This is a genomic window from Bradyrhizobium sp. cf659 (genome assembly GCF_900113725.1).
Classification (GTDB): Bacteria; Pseudomonadota; Alphaproteobacteria; order Rhizobiales; family Xanthobacteraceae; genus Bradyrhizobium.
In genome coordinates this window covers 1,028,522-1,050,433 of record NZ_FOQJ01000001.1, presented here as the reverse complement: position 1 = coordinate 1,050,433, position 21,912 = coordinate 1,028,522, and the positions used below count along the sequence as shown (strand labels likewise).

The window sequence follows — 21,912 nt, the reverse complement described above, 5'->3', positions numbered from 1 at the left end:
TGATCTTACTCCCCATCCGTCGTGGTTTCAGCTTCTTCGCGCGGACGGCGCGGACCGCGGTCACCGCGGAAGCCACCACCGTCGCGATCGCCGCCACGGAAACCACCCTCGCGGTCGCCACGGAAGCCGCCTTCGCGCTCGCCGCGGAAGCCGCCGCCACGGTCGTCACGCTCGCGGTCGCGGTCGGCCTTGCGCATCATCGCGGACGGGCCTTCCTCGAGCTCCTCGACGCGGACGCTGAGATAGCGGATCACGTCTTCGCTGATGCGCTCCTGGCGCTCGATCTCGGCGATCGCCGCGGACGGCGCGTCGATGTTGAGCAGCACGAAGTGCGCCTTGCGGTTCTTGTTCATGCGGTAGGTGAGGGAGCGAACGCCCCAGTTCTCGGTCTTGGTGATCTTGCCGCCGAGACCCTCGACAATGCCGGTCATCTGCGCAGTCAGCTCTTCGACCTGCTGCGGGCTCGCGTCTTGGCGCGCGAGAAAAACATGCTCGTAAAGAGGCATGGAAGTCCTTTCCTCATGTTGGCGCATCGCCCGGCGTCAAGCCCTTAAGAGACCTTCGGAAAGGACTCTGGGATTAAGCTCAGAAGGCGGAAACACGGGACGACGGGCCGACTGGCCCTGCCACACCAAAATCACGAATGATTTGTTGAGACCGTCCGTTCAGCTCCCGGCCGGGGTCTGCGGATGCGCGCCTTATACGGATTTTGGCCGGCTTTGCAAGGTTGGAGGGCCAGGTTTCGGCCCTTGGCGCCCGCGTGGGGGGACGGGGCGGGCCCCTCAGCTTGATTTATTTGTTTGTATAGCATACAAATAAATCAACGGGAGGATCCAATGGCAGACAAATCTGCCCACGCCCCATCCGAGTCGGCCGCCGGCGACCCCAGGCATGCGGCGCGCGCCACACGCTCGGCCGGCCGCAAAATGCGCTCGCTGCTGCTGGATGCGGCAAGCCCGCTGTTCCGGGAGCGGGGACTGTCGGGCGCCTCGATCACCGACATTGCCGCCGCCGCGGACGCATTCCCGAGCCAGATCACCTATTATTTCCGCACCAAGGAGGCGCTGTTCGTCGAATGCGCCTGCCGCGAGCTCCTGTATCTGGCCCGCGCGACCGAGCAGGCTGCGCTGAAGGCGCGCACGCCCCGGGACTACACCCACGCGCTGGCCGAGACGGTGACGGCGAGCGATTCGGTCGCCTTCTTCGCCGAAGCGTTGACGCTGACGCGGCGTCGCCAGGATCTCGCGCCGCTGGTCGAGCGCACCATCGAGCGTCTGCACGCCGAGGGCGCGCGGGCCTATGCGAGCCAGGTCGCGCGCCATGGCTGGCGTTCCCTGCGCGCGCCCGACGAGAGCTCGCGGCGGTTCTGGGCCGTCGCCATCGGCGTCATCCTCGAAGGCTACGCCATGGGCCGCTCGCCGGATGAACTCTGCGGCGAGATGCTGCGCGTGCTTGGCGAGCAGGCGAAATCCGCCGGCGACGCCGCGCGCCTGCGCCTCGTCGACGACCGCGGCGCATCGATCACTTCGGATGAGGAGAGCTAGGCCATGACCGCGCTTCGCATGCGTGCCCGCGATTTCCTGACCGAGGACCAGCTCGTCGACGTGCGCCGGCGCGTCACCTGGAAGGGTGTCGCACTGATCGCGCATGCCTGGGCGCTGATCATCGGCGCGATCGCGCTGGTCGCGTGGTGGCCCAATCCGCTGACTTATATCTTCGCCGTCGCCATTATCGGCTCGCGCCAACTGGGCCTGTCGATCCTCATGCACGACGGCGCGCATGGTTGTCTCTCCGCCGACGAGGGTACCAATCTGGCGCTGAGCCAGTGGTTCTGCGCCTATCCCGTTTTTGCGGAGACGCGCGCCTATCGCCGCTATCACTTGCAGCACCACGCGCGGACCCAGCAGGAGGACGATCCCGATCTCGTGCTGTCGGCGCCATTTCCGATCACGCAGCTGAGCTATCGCCGCAAGTTCATTCGCGACATCACCGGGCAGACCGGCTACCAGCAGCGCAAGGCGCAACTGCTCAACGCCCTCGGTCCGCAGGACTTGCCGTGGCGGCAGCGCGTGGCGCATTTCTGGGAGAATCTCGGCCCGCAATGCCTCGTCAATGCCGCGATGTTCGCAGCGCTTGCGGCGGCCGGCCTGTGGTGGGCCTATCCGCTGCTATGGCTGGTGCCGCTGCTGACCTGGATGATGGTCATCACCCGCATCCGCAACATCGCCGAGCATGCCGTCGTCCCCGACAGCAGCGATCCCCTGCGCAACACCCGCACCACGCATGCCAATTTTCTCGAGCGCCTGTTCGTCGCGCCGTATTACGTGAACTATCACCTTGAGCATCATCTCCTGTTCTACGTGCCCTGCTACAATCTGCCGAAGGTCCATCGCCTGCTCAGCGCGAGCCGGCATGCCGGCCGCATGGAAGTGCAGCCGAACTACGCCGCCGTGCTGCGGCTCGCCACCGCCAGGCCGAACCGTGACGACCGGCCGGGGCAATTGGTCAGCAGCGCGCGCCGTGCACGGGCTGGCGCCGAAGTCGGCGCAGATCAGAAGGCGGGTGGGTTTTAAGGGGGGCATCCCCAGTTGGATGCCGGTCAAGGTTCCCATCCTGGCTTGACATTGCAGGCCCGGACGGTGTCTACGGCCCCCTTTGACGCACGATCCGGAACCATGGCCCAAGGCCGCGCGTAATCGGCTGCCGGTTCTCGCAGGGATCGTGCTCGACAAGCAGGGAGCGCCGATGACGGCAGCATTCACATTTCCGGGGCAGGGGTCCCAGGCGGTTGGCATGGGCAAGGCTCTGGCCGACGCCTTCCCGGTGGCGCGCGCCGTATTCGACGAGGTCGATGCAGCGCTTGGGGAGAAGTTGACGGCCACCATCTGGGATGGCCCGGCCGAAACCCTCCAGCTCACCGAAAACGCCCAGCCGGCGCTTATGGCGGTTTCCGTTGCGACCCTGCGCGTGCTCGAGGCTGAAGCCGGTTTTTCCGTAGGGCGGGACGCGGCCTTTGTCGCCGGCCACTCGCTCGGTGAATATTCGGCGCTGGCCGCGGCCGGCAGCCTGACGGTTTCCGACACCGCGCGGCTGCTTCGCACCCGCGGTCTCGCAATGCAAAAAGCTGTGCCGGTCGGCGCCGGCGCGATGGCCGCGCTGCTTGGTCTCGATTACGAGGCCGCCATGGAGGTCGCCAACGAGGCGGCGCAGGGGCAGGTCTGCCAGGCCGCCAACGACAATGGCGGCGGGCAGGTGGTCGTCTCCGGCGACAAGGCGGCGGTCGATCGCGCCGTCGAGATCGCCAAGACCAAGGGGGCCAAGCGCGCGATGCTGCTGCCCGTGTCCGCACCCTTCCATTGCAAGCTGATGCAGCCGGCTGCCGACGCCATGGCGGAGGCGCTGGCCAAGGTCACGATCAAGGCCCCGGCAGCCCCGCTGGTATCGAACGTGCTGGCGAGCGCCATCACCGATCCCGACGAGATCCGCCGCCGCCTGGTCGAACAGGTCACGGGAACGGTGCGCTGGCGCGAGTCGGTTGCCTATATGGCAGGGCAGGGCGTTACCCGTTTCCTCGAGATCGGCGCGGGCAAGGTGCTGACGGGTCTCGTCAAGCGTATCGCCGACGGCGCCGTCGGTGTCGCGGTAAGCGGGCCGAACGACATTGCGGCCGCCAAGGATGCACTGGCCGCTGCGAAGCAGGCCTGAAGCGCGATGATTCGTCATCGCGTTCTGGTTCTTTAGTTTGCGCACGATCTTTCCGGAAAACCGCTGCGCACTTTTCCGGATCGTGCTTTGAAGGAGTTATCGATGTTCGATCTGACTGGCAAAAAGGCGCTCGTCACCGGCGCGACCGGCGGCATCGGCGGCGCAATCGCGCAGGCGCTGCACGCGCAGGGCGCCACGGTCGCGATATCAGGGACGCGGAAGGAAGTGCTGGATGAGCTTGCCGGCAGGCTCGGCGAGCGCACCTTCGTGCTGCCGTGCAATCTGTCCAAGGCCGACGAGGTCGAGGCGCTGGTGCCCGCCGCGGAAGCCGCGATGGGCCAGGTCGACATCCTCGTCGCCAATGCCGGCATCACCCGCGACAATCTCTTCGTGCAGCTTCGCGACGAGGATTGGGACGAGGTCATCAACGTCAATCTGACCGCGACCTTCCGCCTGGCGCGCGCCGCCACCAAATTGATGATGCGCAAGCGCTTCGGCCGCATCATCGCCATCACCTCGGTGGTCGGCGTCACCGGTAATCCCGGGCAGGGCAACTACACCGCGTCGAAGGCAGGCTTGATCGGCATGATCAAGACGCTGGGTGCCGAATACGCCAAGCGCGGCGTCACCGCCAACTGCATCGCGCCCGGCTTCATCAAGACGCCGATGACGGACGCGCTCAATGACAAGCAGCGCGAGACGATTCTGACCAAGGTTCCGGCAGCCCGGCTGGGGACGCCCGAGGACATCGCGGCCGCGGCCGTCTACCTGAGCTCAAACGAAGCGGCCTACGTCACCGGGCAAACCATCCATGTCAACGGCGGCATGGCCATGATCTAAAGCCCTCGTTCCGTGCCGCCCACATGGCGGTGCGGGATGCGGCAAACGGCCGTTTCCGGTGCGAAATGAGGCTTGTAGTCAAGGCAATTGAAGTATGGTAACCGGACCTTCAACGGATGGGCAAAGAACGCCATTGCAGGTTTTTGAAACCCTGTATATTGGCGATGCGGAGCCTTGGCCGTCGTTCGCCGGGCCCTGCATCGGTTAGGATGGGGCCAAATCAAAGTTCGTAAGCGAAGGCAGTCAACGACCACGACGGCTCGTATCGTCCCGGGGGGTCGGGTCTACAGGGAACAACACGAGGTTATGCAATGAGTGACATTGGCGAGCGGGTTAAGAAGATCGTGGTCGAACACCTTGGTGTTGAACCCGAGAAGGTTGTCGACGCCGCGAGCTTCATCGACGACCTCGGCGCCGACAGTCTGGACACCGTCGAGCTGGTGATGGCGTTCGAAGAAGAATTCGGTTGCGAGATTCCGGACGACGCCGCGGAAACGATTCTTACCGTCGGCGACGCCACGAAGTTTCTCGAGAAGAACGCGAAGAGCTAAGGCTCTTCATTTTCGCGGGGACAACATTGAAACCGGACGGGCCGCTTCGCAGCGGTCAGCCGGTTTCTTGTTATTGGCCGTGAATCTTTCGATGCGGAGTTTTCGGATATGAGGCGGGTTGTCGTCACGGGTCTCGGCATGGTCTCGCCACTCGGCTGTGGCGTCGAGCCGACCTGGAAACGCATCCTCAACGGCGAAAGCGGTGCGCGCAGGATCGAGAGCTTCGATGTCTCCGATCTTCAGACCAAGATCGCCTGCACGGTGGTGCGCGGCGACGGGTCGAACGACACCTTCAATCCCGACAAGTGGATGGAGCCGAAGGACCAGCGCAAGGTCGACGACTTCATCATCTTCGGCATGGCCGCGGCCGGCCAGGCGCTCGACGATGCCAACTGGCATCCCGAAACCGAAGAGGACAAGTGCGCGACCGGCACCATGATCGGTTCCGGCATCGGCGGCCTCAACGGCATTGCCGAGACCGCGATCCTGCTGAAGGAGCGCGGCCCGCGCCGGGTGTCGCCCTTCTTCATTCCGGGCCGCCTGATCAATCTCGCTTCGGGCTATGTCTCGATCGCGCACGGGCTGAAGGGGCCGAACCATTCGGTGGTCACGGCCTGCTCGACCGGGGCACATGCGGTCGGCGATGCCGCCCGCCTGATCGCGCTGGGCGATGCCGACGTCATGGTCGCCGGTGGCGCCGAGTCGCCGATCAGCCGTATCGGCATTGCCGGCTTCAACGCCGCGCGCGCGCTCTCGACCGGTTTCAACGAGACGCCCGAGAAGGCCTCGCGTCCCTACGACAAGGATCGCGACGGCTTCGTGATGGGCGAGGGCGCCGGCGTCCTCGTCCTGGAAGAGCTCGAGCACGCCAGGCGCCGCGGCGCCAGGATCTATGCCGAAGTGATCGGTTATGGTCTGTCGGGCGATGCCTATCACATCACCTCGCCGTCGCCCGACGGCGATGGCGGCTTCCGCAGCATGGCGGCAGCGCTGAAGCGCGCCGGCCTCACGGCGTCCGATCTCGACTACATCAACGCGCACGGCACCTCGACGCCGCTCGGTGACGAGATCGAGCTCGGTGCGGTCGAGCGTCTGCTCGGCAATGCCGCCTCCAAGGTCGCGATGTCCTCGACCAAATCGTCGACCGGCCATCTGCTCGGCGCGGCCGGTGCGATCGAGGCGATCTTCGCCATTCTCGCGATTCGCGATAATGTCGTGCCGCCGACCATCAACCTCGACAATCCGTCGGTCGAAACTGCGATCGATCTCGTGCCGCACGCGGCGAAGAAGCGAGAGGTCAACGTCGCGTTGTCGAATTCTTTCGGTTTTGGCGGTACCAACGCGTCGGTGATCGTCCGCCGTTTGGTCAATTAGTTTGCGTTTGAAACGAATCCACCGTTTTGCCGTATTCGGCGATAGTCATGGTAGTGGGCGCGTGCATTTGGCAGGGCAAACGATTGTCAGGCCGCGATTGAACCGGCAGGATTCAGGTTGCTTCGATGAGTGAAAGGCCGCCCATTTCGCCCCGGAGTCCGCGGGCAGCGCTCGAGCCCGAGCAGGTCCCGCCGCCGCCGAAGCGATCGGACCGCGCGCGCAATCCCTTTGTGATCGTCGGCAACGCCATCATCACGCTCCTCCTGATCTCCATGATCGGTGCGGGCGCCGCCTATTACTACGGCCGGCAGGTGCTCGAAACGCCGGGCCCGCTCAAGGAAGACAAGATCGTCAATATCCCGCAGCGCGCCGGCAAGCGCGACATCGCCGAGACGCTGAACCGGGAAGGCGTGACCGACGTCAATCCCTGGGTGTTCATTGCAAGCGTGGCCGCGCTGAAGGCGAGTTCGGACCTCAAGCCCGGTGAGTATTCGTTCCAGAAGAACGCGTCCTTGCGCGACGTCATCGCCACCATCGTCGAGGGCAAGGTGGTGCAGCATGCGGTCACGATTCCCGAAGGCCTGACCTCCGAGCAGATCGTGGCACGGCTCTCCGACAACGATATCTTCACCGGCAGCGTGCGCGAGCTGCCGCGCGAGGGCACGCTCTTGCCCGAGACCTACAAGTTCCCGCGCGGCACCACGCGCGAGCAGGTGGTCCAGCGCATGCAGCAGGCGCACAAGCGCGTGCTGGCCGAGATCTGGGAGCGTCGCAGCCAGGACATTCCGGTCAAGACTCCGGAGCAACTGGTGACGCTGGCCTCGATCGTCGAGAAGGAGACCGGCAAGCCGGACGAGCGCAGCCGCGTCGCCGCGGTGTTCGTCAATCGCCTGAAGCAGAAGATCAAGCTCCAGTCCGATCCGACCATCATCTATGGCCTTGTCGGCGGCAAGGGCACGCTGGGCCGCCCGATCAAGCGCAGCGAGATCACGCAGCCCTCGCCCTACAATACCTATGTGATCGAGGGCCTGCCGCCGGGCCCGATCTCCAATCCCGGCCGCGCCTCGCTCGAGGCCGCCGCCAACCCGGCCCGCACCCGCGACCTCTATTTCGTCGCCGATGGCACCGGCGGGCATGCCTTCACCGAGACCTACGACGCGCACCAGAAGAACGTCGCCAAGCTGCGCGCGATGGAGAAGCAGATCCAGAACGACACGGTCGAGCCGGCCGAGGATGCGCAGCCGCCGGCCGCCGCGGCGCCCGGCGCTGCCGACACGCCGACCGCGACCACGCCGGCACGGCCGAACCAGCAGAAGAAGCCTCCGGCTGCTCCTCGCCCCGCTGGTCCCGCTCCTGCCCGGCAGGGCGCGGTGCAGCCCTCGCCGCCGGTGGTCCAGCGCTAGGCCGCGCGCAGACCTGCCTACCGGACTTTGCGGATTCCACTTTCCGGCAAAATAGTCTTAAGATTCGCGTGCCTTGATGGCCTCGCGAATCCTGTGTTTCTGGAGAATTTGACCTGATGGCGCTGTCGTCCATGACCGGCTTTGCCCGAAGCCACGGCGCTAGCGGGCCGTACACGTTCGAATGGGAATTGAAGTCGGTCAACGCCAAGGGCTTTGACCTCAGGGTGCGGCTGCCGCAGGGGTTTGACGAGCTCGAGGCGCATGCCAAGAAGCGCGCGGGCGAGCTTTTGTCGCGCGGCACCGTCTACGCCAATCTCACCGTCAAGCGCACCAATGCCGCGGCCACGGTCCGCGTCAACGAGGACGTGCTCAACGCCGTCCTGAAGGCCGCCGCCGTGATCGCCGGCAAGGTCGATGCGGTGGCGCCGAGCGTCGACGGCCTCCTTGCCATCAAGGGCGTCGTCGAGGTCGCCGAGCCCGAGGGCGACGAGGAGGAGGACAAGGCGGCGCGCACGGCTGTGGCCGAAGCCTTCGACAAGGCGCTCGCCGATCTCGTCGAGATGCGCAAGCGCGAGGGGACCTCGCTCGGCCAGATCCTGACCCAGCGGGTGGACGAGGTCGAGCAACTGGCGAAGAAGGCCGAGGCCGCACCGGGCCGCAAGCCCGAGGCGATCAAGGCCAGGCTCGCCGAGCAGATCGCTGCGCTGCTGGACACTTCCGACCGTTTCGACTCCGACCGCCTGATGCAGGAGGCGATCCTGATCGCGACCAGGGCCGACATCCGCGAGGAGCTCGACCGCATCGCCTCGCATATCGCGCAGGCGCGCGAGCTGATCGGCAAGGGCGGCCCGATCGGGCGCAAGCTCGACTTCCTGGCGCAGGAGTTTCACCGCGAGGTCAACACCTGCTGCTCGAAGTCGAACGACATCGAGCTCACCAATACGGGGCTCGCCATGAAGAACGTGGTCGAGCAATTTCGCGAGCAGGTCCAGAATCTGGAGTGATCGATGACGACGGACGGTCACGGAACTGACGGTGTCGAGCGGCGCGGATTGATGTTCGTGCTGTCCTCGCCGTCGGGCGCAGGCAAGACGACGCTGTCGCGTTTGTTGATCGAGCGCATGCCGGGCCTGCGCATGTCGGTCTCGGCGACCACGCGGCCGATGCGGCCCGGCGAGGTCGACGGCCGCGACTATCTGTTCGTCGACAAGCCCCGCTTCGAGGCGATGGTGAAGGACGACGAGCTGCTGGAATGGGCGACCGTGTTCGACAACCGCTACGGCACGCCGCGCGCGCCGGTCGAGGCGGCGCTATCGGCCGGGCAGGACGTGCTGTTCGACATCGACTGGCAGGGCACGCAGCAGCTGCGCGAGAAGGCGCGTGCCGACGTCGTCAGCGTGTTCATCCTGCCGCCGTCGGCCGGCGATCTCGAGAAGCGGCTGCATTCGCGCGCGCAGGATTCCGACGAGGTGATCCGCAAGCGCATGAGCCGCGCCAGCCACGAGATGAGCCACTGGGCCGAGTACGACTACATCGTCATCAACCACGACGTCGACGAGGCCTTCGCCGAGGTGCAATCGATCCTGAAGGCCGAGCGCCTCAAGCGCGAGCGGCGGATTGGCCTCGTTGGTTTCGTGCGAGGTTTGCAAGGCCAGCTCCAAGGTTAGAGCCAAGTTTGGAGCTAATGCCAGGCTGCTTCAGCCGCGGCCCTTCCTGCGCCAGCCGTTCCAGCATCGCGGTGATGATGTCGATGTCGACCGCATCCTCATCGCGACCAGCCGGCTCTTCATCGCTGTCGGCCTGGTCCGCTGCGAGCCGGGGTGCACGGGCCTCGATCTCGAATTCCCTGTCGAATACCGCGATCTCGGGCTCGTCGGATTCTGCGACGCCAGCCGGCTCGTGCGCTTCGATCGTATCGATCTTGCGGTCGATCGCGGCGAGCTGTGTCGCCTGGGGCCGTGCGGCATCGAAGTCGATCGGGCGCGGCGGCTGCGCGCGCGGCGTGACGGCCGGCTTCGCTTTCAGCCAGGGCGCGCGGCCCTCGTCCTGGCTCTGCGGCTCCCAATCGTCCCAATTCACGCGGCGGTGGTCGTTCGCCTGGACGCGGACGCGCGCGCGCGCGCCGGCGAAGCGGTAGATGACGCTGGCGAGGATGCCGGCGATCGCCAAGGCGCCGCCGATCACGAGCAGGAGCATCTGCACCGAGCCGGTTGGCTTGTCGGCGGGAAATTCGGCCGCGGCGAGCACCACCGGGGCGCCGGCCTTTGCCGGCTTCGCGCTCGGCTGGGTCGCGGGTGCCGGCTGCGGCGCGGGCGCAGCGGATGTCGTGGAGGCATCGGGCCAGCGCGCGGCGACGGCGGGCTGTTGCGCGTTGTTGTCGGCGATGGCGCCCGGCGGCTGTTGCATGACCGGCGGTGCACTTGTTGCGGCCGGCGCAGGCGCAATCATGTTCGGCGAGCCCGGTGCGGCACCGATCTGCGGTGCAATGTATTCCGCGCGGGCGTTTTGCACCGATGGCGTTGCGGCTGAATCTGCGCTTGGTGTGTCAGCCGTCGCCTGCGCGCTCTGCGCCGCCTTGCCGCCTTCGGCACGCAGGTACCAGCACTGCCGCTTGGTCGCGCGATCGAGGCGATAGTGCCAGTGCTGTCCCTGCGGCGCGGTGCTCTTCGGCGAGGCGAGGCAGTCGGCGGCCGCATTGGCCGTGCTCGATGCGCTCGGCGCGTTCTGCGACACCGCAGCCAGTGGCGCGCCGGCAATGATGCTGCCGACAAGCGCGGATATGAACTTTGCGGTGCGGTTGCCCATCCTGGTCTCCCGATTACGCGACGCAACTCTTAACCATTCCTTTCTCTTCAAAGAGTTGGGTGGCAATGAGCCGCAAATCCGGAGAGGATGAGGCTTAAATCGGGCCTGCGCGGCGGTCGTTCCGCCGCGAAATCAGGCATTTTGCCGGCGCTATGGCCTTGTCGAGTTCCAGGTTCCCGAGCAGCGGTCGGAGCAGCGGAGGGTCTTGGAACCGCCGCACGCGGCGAGGGGGGGCGTCTGGAACGGGCAGCGACCCATGGCTCCACAGTCTCGCGACAGGTTCTGCCCGAGCCTTGCTTCAACGCATCGCCCTTCTTGGCCAAAGGGCGCAGGGAAGGCCGGGCGCCGGCGGCACCCGAGATCCGTGCGCTACAAGGAATGCACACGGTTTGGACCACAGGTGATGCCGGTCGCCCGGCCTTCCCTGCGCGGATGGTCTTAACGGTGTCCTTCGTGCTCTCCCCGGGGAGCGATGCACTATTGCCCCCGTCGTCTCGCGGATCGCTGATGCGCGCGCCCGGTCGGGCCGCCACATCACCGCGAGCCTTGACGCACAGACCCCGGGCGTCAGGACCACACGACTTCTCCGTCCGCGGACGGCCCCGCCCGATCATCAGGGGCTTGCGTGTGCTCACCCAAGACGACCGACGGGCCCGCTGTACCAGCGCCGTGTCGTACCGCGTCGCGTGGATGCCTCACGGTTGCCCGCCCTGTCATCACGCTGACCGCGCCGACGCTGCCGCGTCCACCGCCACCCGGCCCGCATGTCGTGACGGTCGCGAACGGCCCCTTTGGCAGGGCCGGGATGAGGCGTGTATGCCATAAATCCGAAATTCGGAAAAGTGAAATATTTTTTGCGGGAAGGTATTGACTGGGGTGTCTTGCCCGACGGGTCGCGGGACACTGCTTCGACCTTCGTCCGTCATTCCGGGGCGCGCCGAAGCGCGAGCCCGGAATCCATCGCGCGGCAGAACATGCGGCCCGATGGATTCCGGGGCTGCGCGCTTGCGCACGCATCCCGGAATGACGGAGCGGGAGATGGCTTCCTGGCGGGAGCCAAGCGAAGGAGCGAAACTGCGAAGCCTATTTCCACACGCGCGCCAGCGTCAGCGCCAGCAGCCCCAGCGCGGCGCTGATGAGGCCTACCATTACGTAGGATTGCGCGAACACGCCGTCCTGAATGAAGACCTGCGCCGCGATGGCGAAGCAGACGGCCGCGAGCAGCAGGCAGGCGCAACCGACGATGATCGAGAGGTAGCGTATCGCGGCCGCGACTGGCCTTGCGGGTGATGCAGGATCGGTCATGCTGGTACCACCGGTGCGATCGACGGCAGGTTCCTCCGCTGCTGCGTGCGAGCATCAGTCGCGTGCACAGCAATCGACGAGCGCGCGCCAGATGCGCTGGATTTCAACCGTCCTCTGAAGCTCCAGGACGTGGTTCTCGCTCGTTGGGGAGGATGTGGCCTCGGGGCGGGGCTCGCGCGGCACGATCCAGCGTTCGGATATGGGATCGTACCACTTGCCGAGACTGATCACGTTCGTCTCTCCTCGTTTCAGTCCCCCCGTAGTCTGATCGCTTATCCCATGCGCCTGTTGCTTGTGTTCTGGGTGAGATTGCCGTGCGCCGCCTGCTCGCGAATATTCTGCTTCTCGTCGTCGCGGTGGCCCTTGGTGGTGTCGACCGGGACCGACGGCGCGCTGCCGGCGCCCTTGTGGCTCTGGTTTTCTTCAGGAACGGGTTGCACTGTCCTTGCCAGCGGCTTTGTCATTAGCTCTGACTCCGTCGTTGCCTTCACGAGAGACAAACGCGCCCGAGGCGCGCGACGTTCCAATGTCAGGCCGAAGTGATCGGCTGGCGATCGGGATGATGGTGGGGCGAAGCGAAAGCTTCCTGTCTTCATCGAAGGGACAGGCATTGAGCTCGATAGGGGTGGCGCATTTGCCGGAACGGGGGTCGACGGTATCGCCTGCCGCCCATTACCCGAAGCGGGCTTCCTGCGACGGCCGGCTCTTCGCCGCATGGGCGCGGAAGGCGTCGATCGCCCTGTTCGCGAGCATCAACTGCCGGCGTTCGCCGGTCTTGAGCTGGGCTTCGATGGCGTCGAGAAGGACGTTCGCTGTCTCGTCCGGAGGGCCGAGCTCACCGCTCTGCTCCAGGAAGCTCCAGGCGATGAAGAATGCGCTCTCGACGGTGCAGCGAATGGACATACTCTGTCAACGCGGCGCGGCTGCAGCCGTTCCGCGCGGCGGGCGAAACTTGCGTCCGGCCGCCGCGGGCGGTGTCAGTTCTTCAGCACGATGCGGCCGACGACCTTGCCGGCGCGCAATTCGTCGATCCATTTCTGGACGTCGCCCATCGGCTCCTCGCGCATCGGCGTCGGCTTGATCTTGCCGGCGCGGGCGAGCGCCATCAGCTCCTGGGCCTCCGCAAGCGTGCCGACCATGAAGCCTTCGATGGTCATGCGCTTGTAGACCCACTGCACCATCGGCAGCGTGAACTGGCCGCCCATCAGGCCGGAGACCACGATCTTGCCGCCGCGCGCGGCGACCGCGACCGCAAACGCCATCGACTTCTCGTTGCCGGCGAAATCGACGATCTCGTCAAAACCGCCGTCGGTCTCCTTGAGGATGCGCTTGATCACGTCGGGCTCGGCCGGATCGTAGGCGACGGCGGCGCCGTTGTTCAGTGCGGTGTCGCGCGCGGCCGGCGAGAGATCGGCGACCGTGATCGGCTGCTTGAACATCGCCTGCGCGAACGACAGGCCCATCATGCCGACGCCGCCGAGACCGATCAGCAGCAGGTTGCGCTGGCGCGGACGGTCGACCAGACGCTTGAGCGCGCCGTAGGCGGTGACGCCGGAGCACATCAGGGTCGCGGCCTGGTTGACGGGCAGGGGATCGTAGTCGAGCAGATATTTCGCGTCGGGTACCAGCACGTGGGTGGCGAAACCGCCGTCGATGGAGACGCCGAGGAAGCGCTGCTTGACGCAGAGGTTCTCGTCGCCGTTCTTGCAGTCGCGGCACTGGCCGCAGCCGATCCACGGAAACACCGCCTTCTTGCTGCCGACGAGGCCGGCCGGAACGTCGGGGCCGACTTCATCGACGACGCCGGCGATCTCGTGGCCGAGCGTGAAGGGCAGCGTCATGCCGCGCGTGGTGTCGAGCTTCTTGCCGCCGCCGAGATCGGCATAGCCGTCCTGGATGTGCAGGTCGGAATGGCAGAGGCCGCAGCGCTCGATGCGCACGAGGACTTCGCGGCCTTGCGGCTTGGGCGTGTCGACGATGGTCTCGCACAGCGGCGCATCGAACTTGATCAGGGACTGCCGACGCATCAACGCCATTTTCTTTCCTCCGGAATTTCCGCCGAAGCGTGCGCTTCGGCTCGTTATTTGAGCATGATCTGGTCGGAAAACCGCTTCACACTTTTCCGGATCATGCGTCAGGTTTCGGCTCGTATATCCGCCAATTCACGCGCCATGGCAACAAAGCCCGATATCGGAACGGTCTCGGCGCGCCGCGTCGCATCGACGCCGGCGGCCTGCGCAAGCCGTGCCGGATCGACGCCCAGCGATTTCAGGCTCTGCCGCAGCATCTTGCGGCGCTGGCCGAAGGCGGCGGCTGCGACCTGTTCGAGCAGCTTGCGATCGCAAGCGAGAGGCTCGGTGCGCGGCACCAGGCGCACGACGGAGGAGGTCACCTTCGGCGGCGGCACGAAGGCGGACGGCGCAATGTCGAACAGGATCTTGGTCTCGCAGCGCCAGTTGGCGAGCACGCCGAGGCGGCCATAGGCCTCCTCGTCCTCGCGCGCCACGATGCGCTCGCCGACCTCGCGCTGGAACATCAGGACCATCATGTCGTACCAGGGCGGCCATGGTTCGGTGGTGAGCCAGCCGATCAGAAGCTGGGTCGCGATGTTGTAGGGAAGATTGGCGACGATCTTTGCGCTTTCGCCATTGAGCAGCGGGCGCGGGTCGAAGGTCATGGCATCGCCGTGGACGATCTCGAGCCGGCCGGGATAGCGTGCGGAAATATCCTGCAAGGCGGGGATCGCGCGCTCGTCGTGCTCGATGGCGATGACGCGCCTGGCGCCGAGCGCAAGCAGCGCACGCGTCAGCCCGCCCGGGCCCGGGCCGATCTCGACGATGGTGGAGTCATCCAGCGGCGCCGCCGCGCGCGCGATGCGCGCGGTGAGGTTGAGATCGAGCAGGAAATTCTGGCCGAGCGATTTGCGGGCCGACAGCGCGTGCCGGCGAATGACCTCGCGCAGCGGCGGGAGGTCGTCGATCGCGCTCATCAGGTTTTGGCAGCCGCCATGCGGCTGGCGAGCTGAAGAGCCGCGATCAGGCTCGCCGGATTGGCTTTGCCGGTGCCGGCGATGTCGAAGGCGGTGCCGTGATCGGGCGAGGTGCGGATGAAGGGCAGGCCGAGCGTGACGTTGACGGCGTCGTCGAAGGCGACCGTCTTGATCGGGATCAGCGCCTGGTCGTGATACATGCAGACCGCGCAGTCATAGCTGTTGCGCGCAGCCTCGTGGAACATGGTGTCGGCGGGCAGCGGGCCTCTAGCGTCGATGCCGTCATTGCGCAGCGCCTTGAGCGCCGGCGCAATCACCGTCTGCTCCTCGTGGCCGAGCGAGCCGTCCTCGCCGGCGTGCGGGTTGAGGCCGGAGATCGCGATGCGCGGCCTCGTGATGCCGAAGCGGGATTTCAGTTCGGTCGCGACGATGCGCACGGTCGACACGATCAACTCGCTCGTCAGCTGGGACAGCGCGTCGCGCAAGGAGACGTGGATGGTCACGGGCACCACGGCGAGCCGTGGCGACCACAGCATCATCACCGGCTGCGGCACGCGGCCGTTCTCTGCGGCGAGCTCGGCGAGGAATTCGGTGTGGCCGGGATGGCGGAAGCCCGCGCGGTAGAGCACGCTCTTGGCGATCGGATTGGTGACGACGGCGCCGGCGCGGCCGGCGCGGACATCGGCCACCGCCTGGCGGATCGAGGCGAGCGCCGCCGGCGCGCTCGAGGCGTCGGGCTGGCCGGGTTCGGCCGTTGCGCGCTCGCCGGTCGCAACCACGGGCAGGGCCTCGGTGAAGGCGGCCGCGGCCTCGCGCGCGCTCACGGAGGCGATCCGGACCTCGTCGCCGAGCGCCTTACCCAGTGTCTTGGCGCGCCGCGCGATCAGCGCCTCGTCGCCGAGCAGATAGAAGGCGGGCAGATTCAGCTCGCGGCGCCGGAGCCAGGCCGCAATCGTGATGTCGGGGCCGATGCCGGCAGGCTCTCCCAGCGTCAGGGCGAGGGGCTTTGCTGCGTGGTTGGCCATCAGCGGTTGCGATATTCGATCATCGCCGCCTTGCGGAGTTCGTCGAGATAGGCCTTCTGGGTCTTCTCGTACTTCTCGGTGTACATCTTCTCGCGGATCTCGCGCTTCTTCGGCGTGTCGATCATGGTCGGCTTGCGCGAGCACAGCACGACCATCTCGATGCCGGCCCTGGTCACCTCGGGCGCGGTAAGATGGCCGATCGGCGTGTCGTCGAGCACCTTGCGCAGTGCCTCGGGCAGTTCTGCGGTTGTCTTGGTGACGCTGTCGCGGATGGTGGCGTTCGGCGTCGAGCGGAACAGCGAATTGGCCTCCTCGCAGCTCGCAACGCGCGAGCGGTAGGTCTCGGCCTCCTTCTTCCGCGTCTCCAGGAAGGTCGGGGAGGAGCCGCGCGGCACGATCAGCACGATCGGCTGCATCTTGTATTCGGTGCCCTCGATCTGGAGCTTGTCGCCGGTCTGGGCCTGCACCGCCTGCGCGACGTCGCGCTCGCCGACCAGCAGCTTCTCCTTGAAGCGGCCGCGCACGAGGCTGGTCCAGACCATCTCGGACTTCATCCGGGCCTTCAGCGTTTCGGGGCGGACGCCTTTGACCTCGAGCGACTTGGTCAGCTGATCCGTCGAGATGCGCATGCGCTGCGCCATGCCCTCGAAGGACTGGTTGACGTCGGAGACGCCGGGATCGACGCCGTACTTCTTGCCTTCCTTCAGCTTCACCCTGTCGTCGATCAGCTCGTTGATGACCTCCTGCCGGCTCGGGGTCTTCTGCGTCGTCAGCTGGTCGAGCTTGGAGCGCTGGTCGATGTCGAAATCGGTGATCGGATCGCCGTTGACCATGACGACGATGTTCTGCGCGCGCGACGGTGCGGCGGCCAGAAACAAGGCGGCGAGGACCAGGAGGAGGCGGAACAAAGGCAAAGCAGTCGTCATTTTTATCGCTCGCATGTCAGCCGCGGTGAACCTGCGATTGGGAAAACGCGACCGGCACTTCAAACCGTTTACTGGAGGACGCCGGAACTGCTGCTCGTCGACGAGGTCGCCAGCGTACGCAGGCCAATCTGGAACATGAACGCGTGGCTCAGGACGGGCGGCGTCGAGCCCGCGGAGTAGCTATACGAAGTTACATAGTTCGCCGCCAGCACGAAGCAATCGTCGACATAGCCGGCGCCGAGCACATATTGGTTGATCTTGTTGGCCTCGAGGTCCCAGCGTGCCGAGCCCGACACCACCCAGTTGGTCGCGACCTTGAGCGAGCCCGTGGTCAGGATGCCCTCGCGGCGCGTCAGATAGCCGAGTTCCGGCTGCGGCGCGTAATTGCCGTACATCATGCTGATCGACCAGCGATCGAAGTTGGCGCGGCCTTCGGCCTCGAAGCGCTGGACGTTCCAGGTCTGCTCGTCCATGCGGGAGCGGACGCTGAACGTGTAGGTGCGGTTGGGCGAGTAGGCGAGGCTCGCCACGTAGTCCGAGCGGGGCTTGTCGAGGCCGGAATCCAGGCCCGTGTTGATGGAGTCCTGGACCGCGTAGGAGTTCATGCCGAACAGCTGGTAGGACTGGCCGAACAGCGCCTTGACGGCGCCGCCCTTGTCGAACTGGGTGGTGGCCTGCACGCCGATATTGGCGCGGCCGCCGCCCTCGACGCGGTCGTAACCCGAGAACTTGTCGACGCTGAACAGGTTCGAGGTGTCGAACACCATGCTCTGCGCGTCCTCGTTCGGCAGCTTGCCGGCATAGGTCTCGTTCGGGCGGATGATGATCTGCGCGATCGGCTCGACGGTGGTGGAGCCCCAGGGCTGAACGTTGATGAAGGGATAGCGGTATTCGAGGCCGACGGTCGGCATCAGGCGGAAGGCCTGAGTGTCGCCGACCGGCAGGTAGTTCGACACGCCCGGCTGGTTCGAGACCGAGGAGTTGATCGCATCGGCGCGGAGGCTGGCGAACGGCGTCCAGATCTGGCCGAGCGGGTCGGTGAAGGATTTGCGCCACTGCGCTTCCGCCGTCAGGCGGGTGTAGGTGCCGGGGAAGCCGCGCAGCAGGCACTGCGACGGCGTGCGCGCGAGCGGATCGGCCGACGCCGTCGTGCACAGGCTGTTGGTGTTGGCGAGCGTCGTGATCGGGTCGAACACGGCGGTATCACGCGACAGGTTCACGAAATTGGTCTTGTAGCTGAACTCGCCGCCGAAGACCGGATAGTTGAGCACGTTCGAGTAGTCGATCACGGGGTAGACGATCGGCACCTGGCTCTGGTTGCCCGAGTAGCTCAGCCAGTACATCGTGCGCGCGTCGAAGAAGCTGCGATTGCCGACGCCGGTCAGGTAGAGCTGCGACATCGCGTCGGTCGGCAGGATCAGGAACGATCCGAGCGGGTCACGGTACTGCGACAGGCGGTAGTCCGAGAAGAAGTAGTAGTCGGACATGACTACGCCTTCCCAGCCCCAGACCCATTTGTCGTTCAGCGCGAACTGCCCCTTGGTGTCGATCGCGCCGCGGAAATCGCGGTCGCCGGGCTGACCGGAAAGCGCGCCCGGGTCGAGCTGGTTGATGCCATAGGCGCGGATCTGGTAGGCGCCGTCCAGCAGGCGCTGGCGGAATTCAGCCTGGAACAACACGCCCTGCCGGGACGTGATGCGCGGGTTGAGGGTCATGTCCATGTCGGGCGCGATCGCCCAGTAGAACGGGACTTCGACGCCGTAGCCGAACGGCGTATTCGACGTGTAGGACGGCATCAGGAAGCCGGTCTTGCGCTTCACGGTCGGGTCGGGCGTCGAGAAATAGGGCATGTAGGCGAGCGGCACGCCGAAGAATTCGAGCTGCGCCGTCTCGAAATACAGCATCTTCTCCTGCTGGTCGTGGATGATGCGCGCACCCTTGACCTGCCACAGCGGCGGCTTCTTCGGATCGTCCTTGCACGGCGCGCAGGCCGTGTAGACGCCGTTCTCGAACACCGTGTAGTTGCCGCTGGAGCGGTCGGCGCGGCTCGCGGCCATGCGGGTCTGGTCGGCGGTGTCCACGCGCAGCGAATCGACGAAACCGTCGCGGTAGTCGTCCGAGAGATCCATGATCTCGGCATAGGTGATCTTGCCGTCGGCATCCGTCATGCGGATGTTGCCTTCGGCATGGAGCCGCTTGGTCTTCTGGTCGTAGATGACCTTGTCGGCCTCGACGCTGGTGCCGTTGTAGAACAGCTGGACGTTACCGACCGCGGAGACGCGCGAATTGTTGTAGTCGTAGTCGACCTCGGTCGCCTGAACCAGCATCTGGTTGTCGTTGGCGACCTTCGGCGGCTTCGGACGCGGCGGCAGCGGATTGTAGGTGAAACTCTGGGCGGAGGCCGGCGCCACGGCGGCAAGGTCGATCAGCGCGCCGAGCGAGGCCGCAGCGACGACCGCGAGCAGCAGCCTGCGAACGGACAAGCCGCACCCGTTCGCGCGCACCACTGTGCGGCGCGTCAGACGAGACGCGGGCCCTCGACGGACGGCAGTCACTAACCGTCCTCCTGATACAACAAGGCCAAAAAGCCGGTGAGGCCGCCCACCACCACGGGCAACCACGCCGCAGCGATCGGATGCATCAACTCAGCCTTGCTCAAGTCTTCAGTCACTTTCGACAGAACGTAGAGCAGAAAGCCTGCGCCCACGCCACTCAAAACCATCTTCTGCACGCCGCCCATCCGGAAGAAACGCAACGACACCGAGGCCGCGAGCATCACCATGGCGGCGAGCAAAAACGGCTGCGCCAACAGCTTGTGATACTGGAGTCGATAGCCGGCTGTCGCGAAGCCTGAGCTTTCGGAGGAGCGGATGTAGCTCGGTAGTTGCCAAAAGGACACAGTCTCGGGTGTGGAAAAGCTGTTGCGGACCTGGGCCTCGGTCAGCGTCGTCGGAATCGCCAGGACGGCCTGCTCGATCGGCGGCCCGTCGAGCGAGAAGCGACGGACGTTCCTGAATATCCATTGTCCGCCTTCGAGCTCCGCCTCGCGCGCCTCGACGCGCTCCTTGAAGTGCTGCTCTGTGTCAAACCGGAACAACGTGAGCCCCGTGAGCCGGACACCCTGCTGCTCGCTGCGTGCCGCATTGATGATCGTCTGGCCGTCGTTGGTCACCTGGTTGAGCCAGAAGCCGGAGGCGTCCTGGATGCCGCCGCCGGGCGCCGAGCCGAACAGCTCGGCCTCCATGCGCTTGGAGAGCTCGCGCAGATTGGCCGACATCGGATTGTAGGCGACGGTGGCGATCACCCCGATCAGGAGCGCGCTGCCGAGCGCCGGCGAGATGAACTGCCAGGCCGAGATGCCGGCGGCGCGCGCGACCACGAGCTCCAGCCGGCGGGAGAGGGCGAGATAGCAGGTCATGGCGCCGATCAGCATGCAGAACGGCGTCAGCTTCTCCAGCAGCTGCGGCACCCGGAACAGCGAGGTCTCGGCCACCATGATCGCCGAGGCGGATGCAAGGCCCGACGTCTTGCGCACCATCTCGATGTAGTCGACCAGCACCAGGAGCAGGAAAATGCTCGCGAACACGCCAAGAGCCGCGACCACGAAGCGGCCGGCGAAATAGCGCCCGAGTGTATTGGTGAGCATGCTCATGCGGTGGCCGGGCGCCTGAACAGCCGTGCGATGCGCGCGTTCGACCTGTTGATGGCCTCCATGAGGCGGGGCGGCGGCTCCACCACGATGCCGCCGATGATCAGCCACAGCCCGACGCCGATGGCGCCCATGACCATCGCGTATTGGACCAGCACCGCGGCCGGCGACTTCACCGCCATCACCGAGCAGGCGAAGCCGGCCATGCGCAGGCCGAACACCGCGACGATTGACGAGCCGATCGAGAAATTGCGGCTCTGCCGGGTGGTGCGCGGCGCACCGAGGAAGGCGAAGGTCAGCACGGCAAAGGCGAACGGATAGATCGGCGCCAACAGGCTGTCATGCAAGGCCGAGCGGAACTGACCGGGAATCTGCTTGTAGACGGGATCGTCCTCGGACGGCGAGAACAGCTCCCAGAGATAGCGCTCGCGGATGCCGAGAGTGACGTCGCGGCCCTGGCCAGAGAATTTCGACATGTCGAAGCCGTAACGGCCGAACGCCACCAGCGCGGGATCGCGTTTGCCGGCCTCGAAGCGCTGGAGATTGCCCGTCTCCAACACCAGGAACGAGCCGTTGTCGTTCTTCACGACCTCGCCGTGTTCGGCGACGATCGAGACGCGCTCGTTGGGATCGCGGCGGTCGTCGATGAAGATGCCGGCGAGAATGCCGCCGGGCTGGCGTTCGCGAATCCGGATCGTCAGGTTCTTGTCGAGCTGGGCGAAGCGGCCGGGCTGGAGGATGTTGGTGAGCACGTCGGCGGTGATCTCGGCGTCCCACTGCTTGATCCGCCGCATGCCGTCGGGTGCGAGATAGGCCGCGATGAAGGCGACCAGCAGCGCCACCACGCAGGTGGCGTAGAAGAACGGATAGAACAGCCGGAACGGCGAGAAGCCGGCGGCATTCATCACGATGATCTCGGAATCGGTCGCGAGCTTGTTGAGCGTGTGCGAGATCGCGATCATCAGCGCGATCGGCGAGATGATCAGGACCAGCGCGGGCACGACGAGGCTGGTGATGCCGAGGAAGGTGAGGATGGTCTGACCCTGGCTCGTCATCAGGTCGATGCCGCGCAACGCCTGCGTAATCCAGATCACGCCGGTGAGGCTGACCAGGACCAGCGCAAACGACGCCAGCGTCGTGCGGAAGATATACCTATCGATTGACCCCATGCGCTACCGCACGAATCCCACCAAGTCCCCAATGCCGGCCGGAGTTCTGCCGTCCAACCAATCCCCGAAAGGGGATCCCCAAGGTCGGACAAACAGCTCTTACGCCAGCTTACTCTCTCACTACCATCCCTTTGATCCGTCAACAAAATGGCTGGCCCATGGCGCCCTCAA

Annotated in this window: 22 protein-coding genes; 9 read left to right on the top strand and 13 right to left on the bottom strand. The window is 65.7% G+C overall.

Annotation, left to right across the window (positions count from 1 at the left end):
• Positions 1-5 precede the first annotated feature (5 nt).
• Positions 6-506: a 30S ribosomal protein S6 gene (gene rpsF, locus BM118_RS05235; RefSeq protein ID WP_027542989.1), complete on the bottom strand. Its 501-nt coding sequence runs from the start codon at positions 504-506 to the stop codon at positions 6-8.
• 330 nt (positions 507-836) lie between these two features.
• Here rpsF and BM118_RS05230 point away from each other — a divergent pair, with 330 nt between their 5' ends.
• From BM118_RS05230 to gmk, 9 genes are all read left to right on the top strand, one after another.
• Positions 837-1,544 (top strand): TetR/AcrR family transcriptional regulator C-terminal domain-containing protein, encoded by a 708-nt coding sequence (locus tag BM118_RS05230; RefSeq protein WP_092182841.1) that lies wholly within the window; start codon positions 837-839, stop codon positions 1,542-1,544.
• A gap of 3 nt (positions 1,545-1,547) precedes the next feature.
• On the top strand, positions 1,548-2,573 hold the full coding sequence (locus tag BM118_RS05225) for a fatty acid desaturase family protein (RefSeq protein ID WP_092182839.1): 1,026 nt from the start codon (positions 1,548-1,550) through the stop codon (positions 2,571-2,573).
• Positions 2,574-2,745: 172 nt separating this feature from the next.
• Entirely contained in the window at positions 2,746-3,705 is a 960-nt protein-coding gene (gene fabD, locus BM118_RS05220) for an ACP S-malonyltransferase (protein ID WP_092184273.1), read from the top strand.
• Positions 3,706-3,807: 102 nt separating this feature from the next.
• Positions 3,808-4,545, top strand: coding sequence for a 3-oxoacyl-[acyl-carrier-protein] reductase (gene fabG, locus BM118_RS05215; RefSeq protein WP_092182837.1), 738 nt, complete (start codon positions 3,808-3,810; stop codon positions 4,543-4,545).
• A 311-nt stretch (positions 4,546-4,856) separates the two neighbouring features.
• Positions 4,857-5,096 (top strand): acyl carrier protein, encoded by a 240-nt coding sequence (locus BM118_RS05210; RefSeq protein WP_008130699.1) that lies wholly within the window; start codon positions 4,857-4,859, stop codon positions 5,094-5,096.
• Positions 5,097-5,204: 108 nt separating this feature from the next.
• The gene (gene fabF, locus BM118_RS05205; RefSeq protein ID WP_092182835.1) at positions 5,205-6,470 is read left to right on the top strand and encodes a beta-ketoacyl-ACP synthase II; all 1,266 of its coding nucleotides are present in this window, start codon (positions 5,205-5,207) and stop codon (positions 6,468-6,470) included.
• A 125-nt stretch (positions 6,471-6,595) separates the two neighbouring features.
• Positions 6,596-7,873, top strand: a complete 1,278-nt coding sequence (mltG, locus tag BM118_RS05200) for an endolytic transglycosylase MltG (RefSeq protein WP_092182833.1) — start codon at positions 6,596-6,598, stop codon at positions 7,871-7,873.
• Between the two features lie 116 nt (positions 7,874-7,989).
• Entirely contained in the window at positions 7,990-8,877 is an 888-nt protein-coding gene (locus BM118_RS05195) for a YicC/YloC family endoribonuclease (protein ID WP_092182831.1), read from the top strand.
• Positions 8,878-8,880: 3 nt separating this feature from the next.
• On the top strand, positions 8,881-9,540 hold the full coding sequence (gene gmk, locus BM118_RS05190; protein ID WP_027542981.1) for a guanylate kinase: 660 nt from the start codon (positions 8,881-8,883) through the stop codon (positions 9,538-9,540).
• On the opposite strand, the gene BM118_RS05185 is transcribed toward gmk, so the two are convergent.
• The 12 genes from BM118_RS05185 to lptF all read right to left on the bottom strand — a co-directional run bounded on the left by BM118_RS05185 (position 9,473) and on the right by lptF (position 21,741).
• Entirely contained in the window at positions 9,473-10,678 is a 1,206-nt protein-coding gene (locus BM118_RS05185; RefSeq protein WP_092182829.1) for a hypothetical protein, read from the bottom strand. The genes gmk and BM118_RS05185 overlap by 68 nt on opposite strands.
• A gap of 1,083 nt (positions 10,679-11,761) precedes the next feature.
• Complete coding sequence (locus BM118_RS05170; RefSeq protein ID WP_092182827.1) at positions 11,762-11,983, bottom strand: hypothetical protein; 222 nt, start codon at positions 11,981-11,983, stop codon at positions 11,762-11,764.
• Between the two features lie 54 nt (positions 11,984-12,037).
• Positions 12,038-12,214, bottom strand: coding sequence for a hypothetical protein (locus tag BM118_RS41210; RefSeq protein ID WP_177234029.1), 177 nt, complete (start codon positions 12,212-12,214; stop codon positions 12,038-12,040).
• 41 nt (positions 12,215-12,255) lie between these two features.
• Complete coding sequence (locus BM118_RS41205) at positions 12,256-12,447, bottom strand: hypothetical protein (RefSeq protein WP_177234028.1); 192 nt, start codon at positions 12,445-12,447, stop codon at positions 12,256-12,258.
• A 208-nt stretch (positions 12,448-12,655) separates the two neighbouring features.
• On the bottom strand, positions 12,656-12,886 hold the full coding sequence (locus tag BM118_RS05160) for a hypothetical protein (protein ID WP_092182825.1): 231 nt from the start codon (positions 12,884-12,886) through the stop codon (positions 12,656-12,658).
• 74 nt (positions 12,887-12,960) lie between these two features.
• Positions 12,961-14,019 carry an alcohol dehydrogenase gene (locus BM118_RS05155; RefSeq protein ID WP_092182823.1) on the bottom strand — a complete coding sequence of 353 codons (1,059 nt, stop codon included), beginning with the start codon at positions 14,017-14,019 and terminating at the stop codon, positions 12,961-12,963.
• A 98-nt stretch (positions 14,020-14,117) separates the two neighbouring features.
• A complete protein-coding gene (gene rsmA, locus BM118_RS05150; RefSeq protein ID WP_092182821.1) occupies positions 14,118-14,972 on the bottom strand; it encodes a 16S rRNA (adenine(1518)-N(6)/adenine(1519)-N(6))-dimethyltransferase RsmA in 855 nt (284 codons plus the stop codon).
• A complete protein-coding gene (gene pdxA / locus BM118_RS05145) occupies positions 14,972-15,997 on the bottom strand; it encodes a 4-hydroxythreonine-4-phosphate dehydrogenase PdxA (RefSeq protein ID WP_092182819.1) in 1,026 nt (341 codons plus the stop codon). The genes rsmA and pdxA overlap by 1 nt, the downstream gene beginning before the upstream one ends.
• The gene (locus tag BM118_RS05140) at positions 15,997-16,923 is read right to left on the bottom strand and encodes a SurA N-terminal domain-containing protein (RefSeq protein ID WP_177234027.1); all 927 of its coding nucleotides are present in this window, start codon (positions 16,921-16,923) and stop codon (positions 15,997-15,999) included. The genes pdxA and BM118_RS05140 overlap by 1 nt, the downstream gene beginning before the upstream one ends.
• A 68-nt stretch (positions 16,924-16,991) precedes the next feature.
• Positions 16,992-19,478, bottom strand: a complete 2,487-nt coding sequence (locus BM118_RS05135; protein ID WP_177234026.1) for an LPS-assembly protein LptD — start codon at positions 19,476-19,478, stop codon at positions 16,992-16,994.
• Positions 19,478-20,575, bottom strand: coding sequence for an LPS export ABC transporter permease LptG (gene lptG, locus BM118_RS05130; RefSeq protein ID WP_092182813.1), 1,098 nt, complete (start codon positions 20,573-20,575; stop codon positions 19,478-19,480). Before lptG ends, BM118_RS05135 begins: the two co-directional genes overlap by 1 nt.
• A complete protein-coding gene (gene lptF / locus BM118_RS05125) occupies positions 20,572-21,741 on the bottom strand; it encodes an LPS export ABC transporter permease LptF (RefSeq protein ID WP_092182811.1) in 1,170 nt (389 codons plus the stop codon). The genes lptG and lptF overlap by 4 nt, the downstream gene beginning before the upstream one ends.
• Positions 21,742-21,912: the final 171 nt, after the last annotated feature.